Below are 16,998 nucleotides of genomic sequence, written 5' to 3' on the forward strand. Positions count from 1 at the left end.
TGCGCTCTCATTTCGTGCCATGCGTCCTTCTGGACGCACAGCCCGCGGCCCGAACTTTTCTAAAATGCGCTATTCCACGCTGAGACGGTAGCCGATGCCCCGCACCGTCTGAAGCCAGACGGGATTGGAAGGGTCTTTCTCGATTTTTCGCCGCAGCCGGTTGATTTGCACATCGATGGTGCGTTCGCCGACATCCGAGTCGCTGCCGACCAGCTCATGCCGGGGCACCGTCTCGCCCGCGCGTTCCGCGAAGATCGCCATGATCTCGCGCTCGCGTTCGGTCAGTTTCAACAACTCGCCGGCCCGCTTCAACTCGCGACGGGTGATCTGGAAAGTGTACGGACCGAAGACAAGTTGCTCCAGCTTCGGCGTGTCTGGATGGCCTCCCCGGCGGAGGATGTTATTGACACGCAGAACCAGCTCGCGCGGATCGAATGGTTTGGCAAGATAGTCGTCCGCACCTGATTCCAAACCCTTAATTCGGTTATCGGTCTCCGACAGTGCGGTCAGCATCAGGATCGGCACGTTTCGCGCCTCGCGCAAACTCTTGGTCAGCGTCACCCCGTCCTCGCCCGGCATCATGATGTCCAGTATGATGAGGTCGAATTCAAGGCCTGCCAACTTGCGGCGTGCCTCAGCCGCGTTGGCCGCCATGCTTACGCGGAAGCCGTTCTCGCGCAGAAAGCGGTGAAGCAGGGTGCGGATGCGCGTATCGTCGTCGACCACAAGGAGATGCGCTGCATCGTCGGACGGCCTGCCTGTGTCGGCTCCTTCATCCTCAACGTCGATCATTTGTCGGCCCTCTCTCTTCCGGCGGGTCGCCATCGGCGGACCGCCTGTCGAGCTGGGCTCTTAGCTCCGGGTTCACCATTGCCCTCAGGAACCGCTCCAGCCCGGCACGATTCTCTATCCCCGCTTCTTCGAGTGCCTTACGGATACGGCGGGACTGTGGCAAAGCCAGAGCGAGGGCTAGCGCGTGGCCCTTCTTCGTCACGTAAAGCTCGCGCTGACGCCGGTCGCGTGCACCCTGCACCTGGATGATGTAACCAGTGTCGATGAGCTGCTTCAATACTCGCGCAAGGCTCTGCTTGGTGATCCGCAGTACTTCAAGCAGTTCCGCTACCGTCAGGCCCGGCCTGCGATTGACGAAATGCAACACGCGGTGGTGCGCCCGCCCGAACCCATATTGCGGCAGAATCGCATCCGGATCAGACGTGAAATCCCGGTATGCAAAGAACAGAAGCTCGATCAGCGTGAAATCGATGTCCTCGGCCTCAGGCGCCGGCTGTTCGGACGTCTTTATGGGCATTTCATCATCTTTTCGGCACAGGTGAAAATTACGTCAGCTATATTGACATAATTAGGGGGCGTTGATAATTTTTTCTAGCTTCTTGGCCCATAGCGAACAAAAAGGCGCTTGGCGACCGCTTTCCGGTTCTTCCCTTGCCGGAATTGCATCGGCAGGTGGTCCTCCGCATAATGGCGCTTCCGCATCCGACGCTGCAGTTTTCGGGCTCAGACCCACAAGAGAGGTTACAATGGCATCCGTTCCTTTCGACCAGCTTGATGGCTTTATCTGGTTCAATGGCGAGTTCGTCAAATGGGCCGATGCCAAGATCCACGTACTGACCCATGGACTGCACTATGCCAGTGCCGTTTTTGAGGGCGAGCGCGCCTATGGCGGTGAAATTTTCAAGCTCACCGAACACACGGAACGCCTTCATGAATCGGCCCGCATACTGGGCTTTCGCATTCCCTATTCGGTAGCTGAGATCGACGAGGCTTGCCGTCAGCTTCTGGTCAAGCAAGGTCTGGAGGATGCCTATGTCCGTCCTATTGCCTGGCGCGGTAGCGAAATGATGGGTGTTTCGGCGCAGAACAACCGTATCAATCTGGCCATCGCCATATGGGAGTGGCCGAGCTATTTCGATCCGGAGATGAAGCTGAAAGGCATCCGGCTCGATATTGCCGAGTACCGCCGGCCCGATCCGCGGACGGCACCCTCGAAATCGAAGGCCGCGGGTCTTTACATGATCTGTACCCTTTCCAAGCACGCCGCTGAAGCCAAGGGCTATGCGGATGCGCTGATGCTCGATTGGCGCGGTCAGGTGGCCGAGGCAACCGGCGCCAACATCTTCTTTGTAAAGGATGGTCTGCTCCACACCCCGACGCCGGATTGCTTCCTGGACGGAATCACGCGGCGCACGGTCATCGACCTTGCTCGCCGCCGCGGCCTGGAAGTGGTCGAACGGGCGATCATGCCGGAAGAAATGACTGGCTTTGAGCAGTGTTTCCTTTGTGGCACGGCGGCGGAAGTAACCCCCGTTTCCGAGATCGGCCCCTATAAGTTCCAGGTCGGCGAGATCACTCGTCTTTTGATGGACGATTATGCGCAGGAAGTAAGACCCCGGCAGTCTTTGGCTGCTGAGTAAAGGGCGCGTTTTCTCTTCTTATCAGCGCTTGGTTTCAGATTCGGTAGCGGCCGGGCGGTCATACTACAGCCGCCGCCAACGAAACCAGGTGGGCGAGAAAGGTAAAATAGTTGCTGGATGACGGATCTTTTGTTCATCCGGCCGTTTTTCTTATTGCCTTACCTCCCCATTTCTCTATTCCCTACGCTTATGACACTCAAAGCAGCCATAATCCCAGTCACCCCATTCCAGCAGAACTGCACCATCCTCTTCGATGATGAGGAAATGCGTGGAGTTGTGGTGGACCCCGGAGGGGAGGTGGAGCGGATCCGCGCGGCGGTCGAGAAGGCCGGCGTTGCGGTTGAGGCGATTTGGTTGACGCATGGTCATATCGACCATGCGGGTGCGGCGATGGACCTGAAGGACGCGCTTGGCGTCGAGATCATCGGCCCGCATGCCGCCGACCTGAAGCTTCTTCACAATCTTGAGACGCAAGCCCAGATGTTCGGGCTTACCGGGCAGGTGCGCAATGTCACGCCCGATCGGTTTCTGGAGGATGGCGACGTCGTGTCCTTTGCTGGTCATGAGTTTCAGGTGCTGCATTGCCCCGGGCATGCGCCGGGGCATGTCGTCTACTATAGCCCTGATGCAAAGTTCGCTCATGTTGGCGATGTGCTCTTCAATGGCTCGATCGGCCGCACGGACCTTGCGGGCGGAGACCACGACGCGCTTATCCGCTCCATCAAAGACAAGCTTCTGCCGCTTGGCGATGATGTCAGCTTTATCTGCGGTCACGGCCCGGGTGGCCGCTTCGGCGACGAGCGGCGTAACAATCCATTCCTGATTTAGCGGAGTTCCAGCGTCGAGTGTCCGCGCTCGACGTCACTCGGCGTTTGGATGAAACGTTGAATGATCCAGGAAGGCTCAACGCGCGAGGCGCGCGCATCTCACGCGGCGACGGATCGGCCAGCGTCCTCCAATCAAGAGGGACCCGTGCGTTCATTCAAAGAACGCACGGAAGATGTCTGACCCGTTGAATGCGGTACTCTTTTGCGGTCGATCCTGCAACCTCAACGTATGTTGCAGAAATGGCGTCTTCCGTCGTAGCCCAGATATGTGCCTGATGCCGGGTCGAAGCTGCGGAAACGTGCGCTGCAGGCCCTGTACCATCCGGGGGACCAAGGCTCGAGTGCGCCGTAATAGGTTACGGTGCTCCGATAGACCGGGGCAGGGCGGTAGTGGTAGCGCGGGAACGGAGCGTATATCGGCGGCGCATAGACTGGCGGAGCGTAGACCGGCGGTGCCGCGTAGACCGGATTAGGGTAATAGTATCTCGGCTGTGTAAGCGCGCCGCCGACGATCGCGCCGAGTGCAAGGCCAGCAATGCCGGCCGCAAAAGTATCACTGCTATGGTGGCGGTGGTAGCGCCGCCAATGATGATCGGCCTGCGCAGCCGGAATCGCCGAAAGCGTGGTCGCCGCGACGGCCACACCTAGCACGGCGCTCTTCAATATCCGTTTCATCGCTTTGTCTCCCGTGTGTGAACACGAGTTAAAGTTGCAGTGCTGCCAAGGTTACGTGAGCTTAGCTGAACGGTAGCTGAACATCATTGGGCTACAGCCTTCAGCGCGAATGAGGGAGTTTGATTTTCCGCACCTCATTCACAGCTCGACCTTCGGTGCATGTAACGCACAGGAAGGGCAGGTTGGTTCCTTTCCGCCAAAACAAAAAGATCCACGTCGAGAGCACTTCGTACGTTTCATGACTGGACTGCGATGTGACGTTTGCGTTCGCGTGTGCTTCTGGGTCCACATTGGCTCAGGTGGATGATGGGAAGAGCACTTTGCGGTGATTTGCGGTTGCATCCTGAAGGGCTGCGAGGAAGGCATGTGTCTGCGCGGCAGGCCGTGGCTCTACGATTGCTTGTCGCAGGATTTGCCGGGTTGCAGGGCAAAGATCGGCGGACAGCGCGGGCAAGGCAGCGCAGCGCCTTCCTGGCAGAGCGTAAGGATATCACGTTGAACGACAGAAGCGCCCGACATCTTGATGCGCCGTCGGACCGGGGTTGACGGCCAGCTCTTCCTCGATCCGGTCAGGCTCGTATTCATCTGCGAGGCGGGCCTGTCGACGAAGGTGGCGCGCCTGCGCAAGAGCGTGACGTGGCGCGCGTTGCGGCCTAGCCGAAGGCCATTGGAAGACCACGGCCTTCACTGGTGCGCGCTGCCGTTTGCGAGCATGACCGTTTCCTTTGTCTATAACGGCGCGCATGAACCGCACCGTGCTTCTGGCCTATTTCGAGCAGGTGCTAGTCCCAACACCGTGCAGGGCATGTTGCGCGATGGACAACCTGCCGGTCCAAAAGGTTGCAGGCATGCGCGAATCAACAGGCGGCAGGCGCGTGCTTAGCTGGCGGCCTTAACGTTCTCGACTTTCGTCCGATCGAGAAGGCCTCTGCCAGACTCAAGCGCTTCTCAGCGCAAGGGCCGAATGAACCAACGCCACACTAAGGAAGCGGCCGGACCGATCCTCCACCTTTTCACTCCCGCCGAACTCGCGGAATGCTTAGGGCAGCCGGATATGCCCCGCAACAGGATGTGGTCTAGGCTGTGGTGACAGTTTAAGGTTTGGGGTTCCCCCTGTGGGAGCAAATCAGGTTCAAGGCCGGCTTTTGGAGGTTGGCTTTGGAAGGTAAAACTCTTCGTGACGATCGTGTCGGGCGGATGGAAGGGAGCGCGCGGTCCGCGCACGATTATAGCCGTTTCTTCAATGCGCTGTTGTGAATAGAACGTTCGGGCGCGCTGGCATGATCTACCGGAAGATTCGCTTCTATCAGGCGGTGAAGCCACGCTGTTATCGCTGGATCGAGACGGCGTCTTCGACCGCCTGTTTGAGGCCATTGCCGGGAAATCCCGCCCTCGAATGGCTGATGATCGCTGTCACCCTTGTCCATGCTGAAGCGCCGGAGCGTGGCGAAAGGGCGGAGTTGAAGGCCGCTTGCGCGGCGGCTCGGCACCAAGCTCCATGCCGTTGTAAACGCTCGCGGCCGGCCGTGCGCTTCTCCATCGACCCAGCGAAAGAACGACATAGCACCTGCCTGCCGCCTTATCGCAGGCGGGTTGGCGCAACAGAGCGCGCCACGCCGTCCACCTCTACGATCGGCGGCGAGCCCCGACATCCCGCTGCCGTCTAGCGAATATCAGCACGACGAGACACGGTCGCCTACAAGAACCGCTGGGGCACGGAAGCTTCTTCGCCAGACTCAAGCAGTGGCAAGGTTTCGCAACGCGCTACGACAAGCTTGCGGCCAACTTCGTCAAACAGACAAGCATCATGCTCTGGCTCACATGATAAATTGTCACCACAGCCTAGAACAAAAAACGCCGGCGCGAGGCCGGCGTGGAAAAGGCCGTTCCGCCCTCACGGGCGTCCCGTCTAGCTTCAGCCAAGCGTCAGATTGACAGCTTTGGGGCCTTTGCCGCGCTTGTCAGGTTCGGTGTCGAACGACACGTTTTGCCCGTCTTCCAGGCCGGTCAGACCGGACGCCTGAACAGCCGAAATATGGACGAACACATCCTTCTGACCATCCTCCGGCGTGATGAAGCCGAAGCCCTTGGCGTGGTTAAAGAATTTTACGATGCCTTTCTGGCGCATGGAACGGATTCCTTTTCTCCCGTCACTTACATCATCTGACCATCAACACAGTGTTTCCTGTCGCTCATGGTCAGGGTTGGTCTCGGTCGTTTACTGGGGGAGAAGAAACAGTCAGCTCACGCGCGATCCTGCCGGATTTCTTATACGCGCGACATCCCGGGAGCCTTTTCGTGTCGTATGCCGGGGGCATGCTATTCCAGTCTCCGGGCCGGCAAATGCCCGAACGGGAAAATTGTCCCTCATTTTGACGAAGCGGGCAAGCTAAACTTTATGTCAGTCATGCAACATGACTATTATATCAGTTATCGAAACGTTGGCGCGGCCTGTCGACCGTTTCGCGCAAGACCAAGAATTCTGCTTGTTCAGCCACATAAAAAAAGGCGCGTCGGTTGCCCGCGCGCCTTTCATCTTCAATGGTCCGTCGTTTAGGCAGCGGACAAATTCACTGCCTTCGGCCCCTTGCCCATGCGGTCGGGCTCGATGTCGAATGCAACCTTCTGTCCGTCAACCAGCGAGCGCATGCCTGAGCTTTCGACTGCCGAGATATGAACGAAGACATCTTTCGCACCGTCATCCGGCGTGATGAAGCCGAAGCCTTTGGTTGCGTTGAAGAATTTTACGGTGCCGGTTTGGGCCATGGGGAACTCCTTTTCCCGTTGAGTGTCAGCGTCTGCGCAACGTGCGCAGTTTCGCTTCGCCAGATGTCACGATGTCGGGGAAAGGGGTCGTCCAATTAACGCGTCCAGTCTCCGGGTCTGCAACCACCCGAGCGTCCGCCACATATCGCACGGATTACGGATTGACGCAAGCGGAGATGTTTCATTCAGCACGAGCCGGCTTCAGTCTGTTCCTGACAGTCTACCCCGGCATTGGGCCGCTGGAGCGGCTGCGCGTCCTTTAAGATGCGGCAGCGACGCTATAGCATCGCGGCGCCCCTTTCCATTTGCGCTGGGAATCTCCATATTCCGCCAATGGCCAAATTATCGCGAAAGAATGTTGGCGGCTTCGCAGAGCAGTCGCAGCCTCCACTTTCCGGGACTCCTCTTTCCGGTCCCGTTTCGGACTGGGCGGAGCAGATTGCCCGCCAGGTCGAACAGCCACATTCGCATGAGGATGCGCCGCGAGCAGCTCGGTCCGCGGCGTCCGGCGCAAAGAAGAAGAAAATTCCGGAACGCTCGGCCGCTCCGGGCAAGACGGCGCGCGGCACGTCGATGGGCGGCGCGGCTTCCGCGCGAGATGATGCCGGTCGCGGGTCTGGACATTACGCTGGAGGAAGCCGAAGGCCTTGCGCCGGGCGGTGTCACGGCCACGGTGGCCGCGCTGTCGCGCCTTATAGAAGGGGGAGACCCAAACCTCAGGAATTCCTGGGTGCCCCACCGCCCGCCGCGGCCAGAAAAGACGGAAGGCGGCATTCCCTTCAAGATGGTCACGGAGTTCAAGCCTTCCGGCGATCAGCCCACCGCGATCCGCGATCTTGTGGAAGGCATCGACAACAGCGACCGCACGCAGGTCCTCCTCGGCGTCACGGGTTCGGGCAAGACCTTCACCATGGCCAAGGTGATCGAGGAGACGCAACGCCCTGCGCTGATCCTCGCGCCTAACAAGACGCTTGCCGCCCAGCTTTATGGCGAGTTCAAATCCTTTTTCCCGGACAACGCGGTCGAATACTTCGTCTCCTATTACGACTACTACCAGCCGGAGGCCTACGTCCCGCGTTCCGACACCTATATCGAGAAGGAATCGTCCATCAACGAGCAGATCGACCGCATGCGCCATTCGGCGACGCGCGCTCTGCTCGAACGCGATGACGTCATCATCGTTGCGTCCGTTTCCTGCATCTACGGTATCGGCTCGGTCGAGACGTACACGGCCATGACCTTCCAGATGGCCGTGGGCGACCGGCTCGACCAGCGCCAATTGCTCGCTGATCTCGTGGAACAGCAATACAAGCGACGCGAGGCGGATTTCACGCGCGGCTCTTTCCGCGTGCGTGGCGACACGATCGAGATATTCCCCGCCCACCTTGAAGACCGGGCATGGCGCATTTCGCTCTTCGGCGACGAGATTGAGGCCATCACCGAATTCGATCCTCTGACAGGCAAGAAGACCGACGACTTGAAGTCGGTCAAGATCTACGCCAATTCGCACTATGTCACGCCGCGCCCGACGCTCAACCAGGCGATCAAGGGCATCAAGGAAGAGCTGAAGCTGCGCCTCGCCGAACTTGAGCGTGCCGGGCGCCTGCTCGAAGCCCAGCGGCTGGAGCAGCGCACACGATTCGATCTTGAGATGCTGGAGGCCACCGGTTCCTGCGCCGGCATCGAGAATTATTCACGCTATCTCACGGGCCGTGCACCCGGCGAACCTCCACCGACACTCTTCGAATATGTTCCGGACAACGCGCTTGTCTTTGTGGACGAATCCCACGTCACCATCCCGCAGATCGGCGGCATGTATCGCGGCGACTTCCGCCGCAAGGCGACGCTGGCCGAATATGGTTTCCGCCTGCCAAGCTGCATGGACAACCGGCCGCTGCGTTTCGAGGAATGGGACGCCATGCGCCCGCAGACCATCGCTGTTTCGGCCACCCCCGGCAATTGGGAGATGGAGGAATCGGGCGGCGTCTTCGCCGAGCAGGTGATCCGTCCCACAGGCCTCATCGACCCGCCGGTAGAGGTTCGCCCTGCCAAGTCCCAGGTGGACGACGTTTTGGGCGAAATCCGCGAGACCGCCAGAGCTGGATATCGCACGCTGGTCACGGTGCTCACCAAGCGAATGGCGGAGGATCTGACCGAATATCTGCATGAGCAGGGCGTGCGCGTGCGCTACATGCACTCCGACATCGACACGCTGGAGCGCATCGAGATCATCCGTGACCTGCGCCTCGGCGCCTTCGACGTGCTGATCGGCATCAACCTGCTTCGCGAGGGCTTGGATATTCCCGAATGCGGCCTCGTAGCCATCCTCGATGCGGACAAGGAAGGGTTCCTGCGCTCTGAAACCTCGCTCATCCAGACCATCGGCCGCGCCGCGCGCAATGTCGACGGCCGCGTCATCCTCTACGCCGATCACATCACCGGCTCCATGGAGCGGGCGATGGCCGAGACAAACCGCCGCCGCGAGAAGCAGCAGGCGTGGAATGAGGCGAACGGGATCACGCCGGAGAGCGTCAAGAAGAACATCGGGGACATCCTCGATTCCGTCTATGAGCGCGATCATGTGCGCGCCGAGATTGGCGGGGCGAAGGGCGATGACCTCAACAATCTCGTAGGCAACAATCTTCAGGCTCATCTCGAATATCTTGAAAAGTCCATGCGGGATGCTGCGGCCGATCTCGACTTCGAGGAGGCCGCCCGCCTGCGTGACGAGATCAAGCGCCTGCGCGAAACCGAGCTTGCCCTTCTGGACGATCCCATGTCGCGGGATGCAGGCGTGGAGAACACACAGGAGAAGCGTCGTCAGGCCGCAAAGGGCAGGGGTTCTTCCACTTCGTCGCCTACCAGCCTTTTCCGCAAGCCTGACCTCGACGAAATGGGTTCGTCCGGTGCCCATGCGGTGCCGGCGGGCAGGGGTCTTTTCCGCAAGAACGACCTGGACGAGATGACTGTGCGCCGCACGGAAACGCCCCTGGGACGGAGGGCGCCTGCTCCTAGGGAAGACGATGATCTCATTCTGCGGCGCGGCAAGATCGGCGCAGGCTCCTATGAAGACCCTGCCGAGAAACGCCAGCGCAGGCGGCGTCCAAAGAAATCAGGACGTCCGGGAAGATAGGGATTACCGTAATCGTCTTGCTTGCCCTTTGCCGCCTGATCGCTACAGGCTCAGGCTTATTTACGATGTTTTTTGGCCGACCTCGTCCTTCATGGAACTGATTTGCAGGATTGGGGTTCCTTTCTCGTCAGCAACAATGGCAGCGGAACCGTTTCTCGGGTGACGATTCGCCGCCTCGGCGCTGAAATGGCTCAGGAACACGCCGGAGGCTTTCATGTCCGATTTCAAGGTAGGGTATTTCGTAGGCAGTCTTGCGACGGAATCCATCAATCGCAAACTGGCGAACGCTCTCGTTCGCTTGGCACCCGAAGAGCTGGAGATGACGGAAATCCCGTTTCGCGATCTGCCTCTATATAGCTACGACTATGATGCCGACTATCCCCCGATAGCGAGGGAGTTCAAGCAAGCGATCGCGGAGGTCGATGCCGTTCTCTTTGTCACGCCTGAGTACAACCGCTCCTTGCCTGGCGGTCTGAAGAACGCGATCGATTGGGCCAGCCGCCCTTATGGTCAGAATTCCTTCACAAGAAAGCCCTCGGCTATCATCGGTGCTTCGCCGGGCTCTATCGGCACCGCCGTCGGGCAGCAGCATCTGAAAGCGATACTGAGCTTCTGCAATTCTCCGATGATGAATGCTGTCGAGGCGTACATCCACTTCACGCCGGGCCTGATCTCCGATGACGGCGATGTGAGCGTGGAATCCACCCGGGAGTTTTTGCGGAGCTTTATGGCCGAGTTCCGGGGTTTTATCGGGCGCGTCCTGTCGGTCTATCCGCGGCCCAATTGAGCGGATTTGACAGCCAAGTCTGTGACTTTCTCGCGGCTGCGCGCGGGAACGCTGTAAGTTGGCATTAACCTGGCTGGAGTCACATTAAAGAGTGAGCGGTTACATCCGCGACCGGACAGGGGGCAAGCCATGCTGATCACGCGTTTGAGCAAGACCGCCTTCGTGGCGGCGATAGCCTTTTTTGCGACGCTCGTTTCATTCGGCAACATCACGGATTACGGCACCAATTTCGCCTTCGTCGAGCACGTACTGATGATGGACACGATCTTCCCGGATGCAACGATCACCTATAGGGCCATCCATAGTCCGGTGCTGCATCATATCGCCTATGTCTTCATCATTGCTTGTGAAACGTTGACCGCAATTCTGTGCTGGGTGGGCGCCTTCCACATGCTGGGGCAGATCAGCGCCGATGCACGCCTGTTCAACCGGTCAAAATCTTGGGCGATTGCCGGTCTTGCGCTCGGGTTCCTTGTCTGGCAGGTCGGCTTCATGTCCATCGGGGGCGAATGGTTCGGCATGTGGATGTCGAGCACCTGGAATGGCATCGAATCGGCCTTCCGCTTCTTTATCACCATCATTGCCGTCCTGATCTTCGTCGCAATGCCGGATGAGGAACTGGCCAGATAGGCAGGAAAGGCAGCTGCATCGCGCCTGCCTGCCCGTTCACTCCTTCTGTGTCGCTATGGCGGCCAGCCGCTTCAGGAAATTGCCGAGCGCCTCCTGCGGGTTGTTGCCCTCCTCGCTAAGCGCCGAAATTCCCCAACGTGCCAGCACCGCCTCCTCGACCGGGTTGCGGCGTGGCATGAAGACGAACGAGGGCGGCCGGTCCTGCTCATAGCCGGAATCGCGCCAAGTCTGCCACAGCCGGTGAAGAAGAAGCCTTATGTTCATGTCGGAAATGCTGTAGCCGATGAAGAGGATGGTTCGTCCCAGCGCATCGGCACGGAACTTCATGTCGAGCGGTGAATCGAAGGAGAGCCGATTGAAATAATCCGTCTCCGTCAGCACCAGAGACGCATCCTCGTCGAAATCGCCGTGATATTTGACGATCTGCGTAGCGTCCGGCCTTATGCGGCTCACGTCCCGCGCATTGGCCACCTTCACGAACTCGCGTCCGTGGATCTCGAACGCTACTTCCAGATTGCGGTCATAGTTGGTCGTGTAGATGATCGGGAAGTCGAGTTCCACGATCAGGCGGTGAAGGACAGAGCGCTTCACCCTTTCCCTCGAAACACTCCAGTTCCGGTCCATCCAGCTTCTGAGCGGGCCGAGACTTCCCTGCTTCAGCCGGTAATATTCGGCCAGCGTCTGATAACTGTAGCGGGGCTTTCCGGTACTCTCGACCGGGATGCGCAGTTCCTCTTCCATATGCCGGGTGAGCCTGTCCCACGATGGCAGCCCGACGCTCATCGAAACCCCTGCACCCACGAAAAGGATCGCGTTCCTCTGCCGTACCGCCTCGGCGAGACTTTCCATCGGGTTTGGCATGCAGCATGATCTCCGTTCCGCAATAACGGTGGAGCGGAGCCTGCGTTCCGGTGGGAAGGAAGCCTCGCCTACTCTTCCGGCTCGCTTGTGAATTGCAGTGGATAGCCGGCCTTCCGCCCAGCCTCGGTCGCCCGGCTAGCTTTCGTCTCGGCGACATCTTTCGGATAGACGGATACGACACATGTGCCGCGTCGGTGAGCCGTCATCATCACGCGATATGCCTGATCCTGATTCATGCGGAACTCCGCCTTCAGGACAGCCACCACGAATTCGCGTGGTGTGTAGTCATCATTGACAAGAATAACCTTGTGCAGCCGCGGCCGTTCGGTTCCAAGTTTCGTCTTGTCGCGTACCTTGAGGGCTGGAACGCTCATGGTCACCCAGCCATGTTATCTTGAGTTTCGTGCCGCTATCTTATGCCGCGCCATCGAGACCCGCCTGAACGAGCCCCAACGGGGTGCGGCGGCCAAGCACCCAGGATCGCATCACATGGGTCGCGATCCGCTCACGGCTAGGCTGATCGGCACGATCAATGCCGAGCTCTGCGCAGACAGCCTCCACCGCATTGCGGATTTCCATCATGTCCTCAGCATCATAGACACCGGCTTCGGCCATTCCGGATGGAAGCATTTTCCTGATCCTTCCCTGTATGGCGTGCGACTACCCTCCCGCGCAACGCCTCCCGCGATAGCGGGAACGACTGTGGCGTTATCATGCACGATAATCCCGTCCAGATGAAGGGTTTTTTGATTCGCTTTTTGGTCGTCAAGAGGAAATGGGATTCTATCCCAGCCTTTCAGGAGCGCCTGAAATTTTGGTGTTTTCTACTTACTAAGAGGAACGCTGTGCGCCTTTCCTTATTCCTGAGAAGGGCATAGAATTGCCGTCATAATCGACGGATAGCAGTTCTCCCGTTGAAACAAGGATCGATTCCCATGAAGATTGCTGTTCTCGGCGGCGACGGTTTTGTTGGCTGGCCAACGTCCCTCCATCTTTCCGCGAAGGGCCATGATGTCCACATCATCGACAATCTCTCGCGCCGGTGGATTGACACGGAGCTTGGCGTTCAATCTTTGACTCCGATGGACTCAATTCAGGAGCGAACCCGCATCTGGCATCAGGAGACGGGCCGCCGCATCCACTTTCACTTGATTGATCTTGCGCGGGATTACGAGATCCTGAAGCGCTGGCTGGCAGAGCACCGGCCGGATGCGATCGTGCATTTTGCCGAGCAACGTGCTGCCCCATACTCCATGAAGAGCGACCGGCACAAGAATTACACGATCAACAACAACGTCAATGCCACCCACAATCTTCTGAATGCAATGGTGGAAACCGGAGTGGGTGCCCACCTGGTCCATCTCGGCACTATGGGTGTCTATGGTTACTCCAACATTGGCGCGGCGATCCCGGAAGGTTATCTGACGGTCGGTGTGGAGACGCTTTCGGGAGAGACGGTGAGCCAGGAAATCCTCTATCCCACAAATCCGGGCTCCATCTATCACATGACAAAGTGCCTCGATCAGCTCCTGTTCCAGTTCTACGCCAAGAATGACGGGCTGCGGATCACCGACCTGCATCAGGGAATCGTGTGGGGCACGCATACGCCTGAGACGAAGCTGCATCCGCAACTCGTCAACCGCTTCGACTATGATGGCGATTACGGCACAGTGCTGAACCGCTTTCTCATCCAGGCGGCCATCGGCTACCCGATAACCGTGCACGGAACGGGAGGGCAGACGCGCGCCTTCATCCACATCCGCGACTCGGTACGCTGCATCGAGCTTGCGCTTGCTAATCCGCCTAAGAGCGGCGACCGGGTCAAAATCTTCAATCAGATGACCGAGACGCACCGCGTGCGCGATCTTGCCGAGCTTATTGCACGGATAACGGGAGCGGATATCGCCTATCTTCCCAATCCTCGCAAAGAGGCGCCGGAAAACGATCTGGTAGCAAATAACGAGCAATTCCTGGCGCTCGGTCTGGAGCCTACCACGCTCGCGGAAGGACTGCTGAGCGAGATAGTCGATGTGGCAAAGAAGTTTGCCTATCGCGTCGACAGAAGTCGAATTCCCTCCGTTTCTGCCTGGACAAAGGACCTCGCGGCCACTGTGGAGCGCGATCCGGAAGGTACCCGCCTCAAGAAGGTCGGGTAAGACGTCCCAGCTTCGCATGGAAAGGCACGCCTATGTTACCCTCGTCACCAATGCCGACTATGCCATGGGCGCAGTGGCATTGCTCCGTTCGCTCAAGCTGACGGGTACCAGCGCGGACATTGTGGTCATGCACACGGGTGGCGTGGAGGCGCGCGCGTTGCAGCCGCTTGCGGCGCTTGGCGCGCGCTTGTTGGAAGCGGAGCTTCTGCCTACCTCCGCCGCCTTCAACGAACGGCACCAGCGGGCGCGGCTGCACGCGGACGCGCCATTTACCAAGGGCAACAAGCCGGCGTTTCATACCCCGCTCGACAATTTTGCCAAGCTGCGCCTGTGGCAGCTTACCGAATATGAGCGCGTCGTGTTCATCGATGCGGATGCCATCGTCATCCGCAACATAGACCGCCTGTTTGCCTATCCCGAGTTCTCCGCCGCTCCTAACGTCTATGAGAGCCTTGCCGATTTTCACCGCCTGAACTCAGGCGTTTTCGTCGCTCGGCCATCGCAGGAAACTTTCACGGCGATGGTCGAAAAGCTTGACAGGCCCGGGGCGTTCTGGCGGCGCACCGATCAGACGTTTTTGCAAGAATTCTTCCCAGACTGGCATGGCCTGCCCGTCTTCTTCAACATGCTTCAATATGTGTGGTTCAACCTGCCGGAGCTTTGGGATTGGCGCTCGGTGTCGGTCGTCCATTTCCAATATGAGAAGCCATGGGAGAAAGATCATCCAAAAGCGGAAGCGTTAAGGCCGCTTATCGATTTGTGGCGAGCATATCATGATGGGGCGGATATTCCCGATCCTGCCTTGCTGCCGAATCCGGGGGATGACGCGTGAAGGCGCCACGGAGCGTAATTTCAGGCGGTACCGGTTATGTTGGCCGATTCATTGCGGAGAACCTGCTGGATGCCGGGCATCGAGTTGTCGTTCTCGGTCGGAATGCGCCGCCGGAAAATTTTTTCTCCTCGCCCGTGCGGTACGTTCCGTTCTCCTTAGGAGACGAGGAAGTCACCCACAGCCTTTTCGAGGGGGCGGATTTCTTCGTGCATTGCGCCTTCGATCATGTGCCGGGACGATATCGCGGGGGGGAAGGAGGCGATCCGGAAGCCTTCCGGCGCAGGAACATCGATGGCTCGGTGGCGCTTTTCAGCGCAGCGAAGGCGGCGGGTGTCAAGCGAGCGGTGTTTTTGTCCAGTCGCGCCGTCTATGGCCGGCGTCCGCCTGGAGAATGGTTGGCCGAGACGGATGAGCCACATCCGGACACGCTTTACGGCATCGTGAAGCTCGAAGCTGAAAAGGCGCTGGAGAGGCTTTGCGGACCGGGCTTTCAAGGCATCAGCTTGCGCGTGACCGGGGTTTACGGGCCCGCAGGCGCTGGTCTGCCGCATAAATGGAGCGGTCTTTTTGCAGATTATCTTTCCGGAGAACAAATTGATCCCCGGGTGGGGACGGAGGTGCACGGAGATGATGTTGCCGATGCAGTAAGGCTCGTTCTGGAACGAGGAACTATCGACGAAACGCTTCTCAACGTTTCTGATCTCATTGTCGACCGGCGGGAGATCCTCGCCATTCTCAAGCGCAAGAGCGGTGCAAGCCACTCGCTGCCTGCGGCGGGTAACCGGAGCGCGATCAATCAGATGCGGACCGACAGGCTGCGCGCACTTGGTTGGCGGCCAGGCGGGTTCGAGCTGCTTCAAAGGACGATCGCCGCTCTTTGCAGGATGTATGACAAGAGTGTCATTGAACAACTCATTTCACAAAATGTTTCACCTGCTTCATAAGCCAGATCAGATGGCTGAAGTTACGATTCTTTTTGTAGGGTTAAATGGTTGAATTTAAAAGAATAAGAGGCTTTAATGACTAGGCAGGATCCGGCCCCTCAGGGCGAGCTTACTCTCCGAACCCAGGCAATGCCTAGCGATGCGAACGCCGCGGGCGACATTTTCGGCGGCTGGGTCATGGCGCAGATGGATCTTGCAAGCGGCCTGAGGGCAGCCGAGCGCGCCCGTGGAAGAGTCGTGACGGCGGCCGTAAAGGAGATGGCATTCGCCAGACCGGTCAAGATCGGCGACGCCTTGTGCGTGTACACGCGGGTGGAACGCGTTGGCCGTACCTCCATGGTGCTGAAGGTCGAGGCATGGGCGCAGCGTTATCTTTCCGAAGTCATGGAGATGGTCACCAGCGCTGACTTCGTCATGGTTGCGCTCAATGAGGCAGGACGGCCAACTCCTATTCCGCCCGAGATCTAGATCGCCTTGCCTGCTGGCGGTCGAACCGCTGCCGTGCCTCTTCGATCCGCTCCCGGTTCTCTATCGCCCAGGCGGACATCGCATTGACCGGTTCGAGCAGGCCGTGCCCGAGACCCGTCAGTTCATATTCGACCTTCGGCGGGATTGTCGGATGGACGGTGCGGGTCACAAAGCCATCCCGCTCAAGGTTGCGCAACGTTGTCGTCAGCATCTTCTGCGAGATGCCGTCAATTGCGCGCTTCAGCGCGCTGAAGCGCATGGTGCCGCCGCCGAGATGGTGGACGACGAGTATCGTCCACTTGTCGCCGACGAGCTTGAGGATCTCGTGTATAGGCCGGCACGTATCGACCTGATACGGCCGTTCTGAGCGGCCACTTCTGGTTGGGGCCTCAACTCTAATGGTCGCATCGAGGTTACCGGGTTTCATTAAGGTGCCTCCTTGCGTAGGCCACAGTATCCATTATTTCCTCGGTATCTATTCTATACC

General features: G+C 58.8%; 19 protein-coding genes and 2 pseudogenes. 11 read left to right on the top strand and 10 right to left on the bottom strand.

The genetic code is table 11. The features are described from left to right. Window positions 1-69: 69 nt before the first annotated feature. Both HUS57_RS06085 and HUS57_RS06090 read right to left on the bottom strand, forming a co-directional pair. Entirely contained in the window at window positions 70-792 is a 723-nt protein-coding gene (locus HUS57_RS06085; RefSeq protein WP_173931975.1) for a response regulator transcription factor, read from the bottom strand. After that, window positions 779-1,309 (bottom strand): MarR family transcriptional regulator, encoded by a 531-nt coding sequence (locus HUS57_RS06090; RefSeq protein WP_173931976.1) that lies wholly within the window; start codon window positions 1,307-1,309, stop codon window positions 779-781. The genes HUS57_RS06085 and HUS57_RS06090 overlap by 14 nt, the downstream gene beginning before the upstream one ends. 229 nt (window positions 1,310-1,538) lie before the next feature. Here HUS57_RS06090 and HUS57_RS06095 point away from each other — a divergent pair, with 229 nt between their 5' ends. Together HUS57_RS06095 and HUS57_RS06100 are read left to right on the top strand one after the other, a co-directional pair. Then, window positions 1,539-2,432 (top strand): branched-chain amino acid aminotransferase, encoded by an 894-nt coding sequence (locus HUS57_RS06095; protein WP_173931977.1) that lies wholly within the window; start codon window positions 1,539-1,541, stop codon window positions 2,430-2,432. A gap of 189 nt (window positions 2,433-2,621) precedes the next feature. Then, on the top strand, window positions 2,622-3,260 hold the full coding sequence (locus HUS57_RS06100; protein WP_246727755.1) for an MBL fold metallo-hydrolase: 639 nt from the start codon (window positions 2,622-2,624) through the stop codon (window positions 3,258-3,260). Window positions 3,261-3,481: 221 nt separating this feature from the next. Here the strand turns inward: HUS57_RS06100 and HUS57_RS06105 are convergent, their stop codons facing one another. Then, the gene (locus HUS57_RS06105; protein WP_173931979.1) at window positions 3,482-3,934 is read right to left on the bottom strand and encodes a BA14K family protein; all 453 of its coding nucleotides are present in this window, start codon (window positions 3,932-3,934) and stop codon (window positions 3,482-3,484) included. Between the two features lie 1,280 nt (window positions 3,935-5,214). On the opposite strand from HUS57_RS06105, the gene HUS57_RS17925 reads away from it, so the two are divergent. Further along, on the top strand, window positions 5,215-5,601 hold the full coding sequence (locus HUS57_RS17925; RefSeq protein ID WP_246727756.1) for a hypothetical protein: 387 nt from the start codon (window positions 5,215-5,217) through the stop codon (window positions 5,599-5,601). Between the two features lie 56 nt (window positions 5,602-5,657). Then, window positions 5,658-5,759: pseudogene (locus HUS57_RS17930) on the top strand (IS5/IS1182 family transposase); the annotation flags it as partial. A 90-nt stretch (window positions 5,760-5,849) separates the two neighbouring features. Here HUS57_RS17930 and HUS57_RS06115 read toward each other — a convergent pair. Continuing rightward, entirely contained in the window at window positions 5,850-6,062 is a 213-nt protein-coding gene (locus HUS57_RS06115) for a cold-shock protein (RefSeq protein WP_173931980.1), read from the bottom strand. Between the two features lie 425 nt (window positions 6,063-6,487). Beyond that, window positions 6,488-6,700 (bottom strand): cold-shock protein, encoded by a 213-nt coding sequence (locus HUS57_RS06120; protein ID WP_173931981.1) that lies wholly within the window; start codon window positions 6,698-6,700, stop codon window positions 6,488-6,490. 333 nt (window positions 6,701-7,033) lie between these two features. On the opposite strand from HUS57_RS06120, the pseudogene uvrB reads away from it, so the two are divergent. Beyond that, window positions 7,034-9,833, top strand: a pseudogene (gene uvrB, locus HUS57_RS06125) (excinuclease ABC subunit UvrB). 60 nt (window positions 9,834-9,893) lie between these two features. On the opposite strand, the gene HUS57_RS06130 reads toward uvrB, so the two are convergent. Further along, entirely contained in the window at window positions 9,894-10,049 is a 156-nt protein-coding gene (locus tag HUS57_RS06130; RefSeq protein ID WP_173931982.1) for a hypothetical protein, read from the bottom strand. Here HUS57_RS06130 and HUS57_RS06135 point away from each other — a divergent pair. Together HUS57_RS06135 and HUS57_RS06140 are read left to right on the top strand one after the other, a co-directional pair. Beyond that, complete coding sequence (locus HUS57_RS06135; RefSeq protein WP_173931983.1) at window positions 10,048-10,620, top strand: NADPH-dependent FMN reductase; 573 nt, start codon at window positions 10,048-10,050, stop codon at window positions 10,618-10,620. The genes HUS57_RS06130 and HUS57_RS06135 overlap by 2 nt on opposite strands. A 129-nt stretch (window positions 10,621-10,749) precedes the next feature. Beyond that, window positions 10,750-11,250 carry a DUF2165 domain-containing protein gene (locus tag HUS57_RS06140; RefSeq protein ID WP_173931984.1) on the top strand — a complete coding sequence of 167 codons (501 nt, stop codon included), beginning with the start codon at window positions 10,750-10,752 and terminating at the stop codon, window positions 11,248-11,250. Between the two features lie 36 nt (window positions 11,251-11,286). Here the strand turns inward: HUS57_RS06140 and HUS57_RS06145 are convergent, their stop codons facing one another. The 3 genes from HUS57_RS06145 to HUS57_RS06155 form a co-directional block, all read right to left on the bottom strand. Next, the gene (locus HUS57_RS06145; RefSeq protein WP_173931985.1) at window positions 11,287-12,111 is read right to left on the bottom strand and encodes an SIR2 family protein; all 825 of its coding nucleotides are present in this window, start codon (window positions 12,109-12,111) and stop codon (window positions 11,287-11,289) included. Window positions 12,112-12,179: 68 nt separating this feature from the next. Further along, complete coding sequence (clpS, locus tag HUS57_RS06150; protein WP_173931986.1) at window positions 12,180-12,485, bottom strand: ATP-dependent Clp protease adapter ClpS; 306 nt, start codon at window positions 12,483-12,485, stop codon at window positions 12,180-12,182. 40 nt (window positions 12,486-12,525) lie between these two features. Then, window positions 12,526-12,741 carry a hypothetical protein gene (locus HUS57_RS06155; RefSeq protein WP_173931987.1) on the bottom strand — a complete coding sequence of 72 codons (216 nt, stop codon included), beginning with the start codon at window positions 12,739-12,741 and terminating at the stop codon, window positions 12,526-12,528. Window positions 12,742-13,046: 305 nt separating this feature from the next. Here HUS57_RS06155 and HUS57_RS06160 point away from each other — a divergent pair, with 305 nt between their 5' ends. The 4 genes from HUS57_RS06160 to HUS57_RS06175 all read left to right on the top strand — a co-directional run bounded on the left by HUS57_RS06160 (window position 13,047) and on the right by HUS57_RS06175 (window position 16,511). Beyond that, a complete protein-coding gene (locus HUS57_RS06160; protein ID WP_173931988.1) occupies window positions 13,047-14,267 on the top strand; it encodes an NAD-dependent epimerase/dehydratase family protein in 1,221 nt (406 codons plus the stop codon). A gap of 16 nt (window positions 14,268-14,283) precedes the next feature. Further along, complete coding sequence (locus tag HUS57_RS06165) at window positions 14,284-15,099, top strand: glycosyltransferase (RefSeq protein ID WP_173931989.1); 816 nt, start codon at window positions 14,284-14,286, stop codon at window positions 15,097-15,099. Next, window positions 15,096-16,043 (top strand): NAD(P)-dependent oxidoreductase, encoded by a 948-nt coding sequence (locus HUS57_RS06170; RefSeq protein WP_173931990.1) that lies wholly within the window; start codon window positions 15,096-15,098, stop codon window positions 16,041-16,043. Before HUS57_RS06165 ends, HUS57_RS06170 begins: the two co-directional genes overlap by 4 nt. A gap of 75 nt (window positions 16,044-16,118) precedes the next feature. Then, entirely contained in the window at window positions 16,119-16,511 is a 393-nt protein-coding gene (locus HUS57_RS06175; protein ID WP_173931991.1) for an acyl-CoA thioesterase, read from the top strand. On the opposite strand, the gene HUS57_RS06180 is transcribed toward HUS57_RS06175, so the two are convergent. Next, entirely contained in the window at window positions 16,492-16,938 is a 447-nt protein-coding gene (locus HUS57_RS06180) for a helix-turn-helix domain-containing protein (RefSeq protein WP_173931992.1), read from the bottom strand. The two genes, HUS57_RS06175 and HUS57_RS06180, sit on opposite strands and share 20 nt — an antisense overlap. Window positions 16,939-16,998 lie beyond the last annotated feature (60 nt).

Origin of the sequence: Chelativorans sp. Marseille-P2723, from assembly GCF_902809845.1 — a bacterium.
In the GTDB taxonomy this organism is placed as follows: Bacteria; Pseudomonadota; Alphaproteobacteria; order Rhizobiales; family Rhizobiaceae; genus Chelativorans.

Excerpts from the sequence above, each read along its gene's own strand:
- HUS57_RS06165 (WP_173931989.1), top strand. The coding sequence starts at position 14,284 with ATGGAAAGGCACGCCTATGTTACCCTCGTCACCAATGCCGACTATGCC.
- HUS57_RS06095 (WP_173931977.1), top strand. The coding sequence starts at position 1,539 with ATGGCATCCGTTCCTTTCGACCAGCTTGATGGCTTTATCTGGTTCAAT.
- HUS57_RS17925 (WP_246727756.1), top strand. The coding sequence starts at position 5,215 with ATGATCTACCGGAAGATTCGCTTCTATCAGGCGGTGAAGCCACGCTGT.
- clpS (WP_173931986.1), bottom strand. The coding sequence starts at position 12,485 with ATGAGCGTTCCAGCCCTCAAGGTACGCGACAAGACGAAACTTGGAACC.
- HUS57_RS06140 (WP_173931984.1), top strand. The coding sequence starts at position 10,750 with ATGCTGATCACGCGTTTGAGCAAGACCGCCTTCGTGGCGGCGATAGCC.
- HUS57_RS06180 (WP_173931992.1), bottom strand. The coding sequence starts at position 16,938 with ATGAAACCCGGTAACCTCGATGCGACCATTAGAGTTGAGGCCCCAACC.
- HUS57_RS06120 (WP_173931981.1), bottom strand. The coding sequence starts at position 6,700 with ATGGCCCAAACCGGCACCGTAAAATTCTTCAACGCAACCAAAGGCTTC.
- HUS57_RS06130 (WP_173931982.1), bottom strand. The coding sequence starts at position 10,049 with ATGAAAGCCTCCGGCGTGTTCCTGAGCCATTTCAGCGCCGAGGCGGCG.
- HUS57_RS06135 (WP_173931983.1), top strand. The coding sequence starts at position 10,048 with ATGTCCGATTTCAAGGTAGGGTATTTCGTAGGCAGTCTTGCGACGGAA.
- HUS57_RS06145 (WP_173931985.1), bottom strand. The coding sequence starts at position 12,111 with ATGCCAAACCCGATGGAAAGTCTCGCCGAGGCGGTACGGCAGAGGAAC.
- HUS57_RS06155 (WP_173931987.1), bottom strand. The coding sequence starts at position 12,741 with ATGCTTCCATCCGGAATGGCCGAAGCCGGTGTCTATGATGCTGAGGAC.
- HUS57_RS06105 (WP_173931979.1), bottom strand. The coding sequence starts at position 3,934 with ATGAAACGGATATTGAAGAGCGCCGTGCTAGGTGTGGCCGTCGCGGCG.
- HUS57_RS06085 (WP_173931975.1), bottom strand. The coding sequence starts at position 792 with ATGATCGACGTTGAGGATGAAGGAGCCGACACAGGCAGGCCGTCCGAC.
- HUS57_RS06115 (WP_173931980.1), bottom strand. The coding sequence starts at position 6,062 with ATGCGCCAGAAAGGCATCGTAAAATTCTTTAACCACGCCAAGGGCTTC.
- HUS57_RS06160 (WP_173931988.1), top strand. The coding sequence starts at position 13,047 with ATGAAGATTGCTGTTCTCGGCGGCGACGGTTTTGTTGGCTGGCCAACG.
- HUS57_RS06175 (WP_173931991.1), top strand. The coding sequence starts at position 16,119 with ATGACTAGGCAGGATCCGGCCCCTCAGGGCGAGCTTACTCTCCGAACC.
- HUS57_RS06100 (WP_246727755.1), top strand. The coding sequence starts at position 2,622 with ATGACACTCAAAGCAGCCATAATCCCAGTCACCCCATTCCAGCAGAAC.
- HUS57_RS06090 (WP_173931976.1), bottom strand. The coding sequence starts at position 1,309 with ATGCCCATAAAGACGTCCGAACAGCCGGCGCCTGAGGCCGAGGACATC.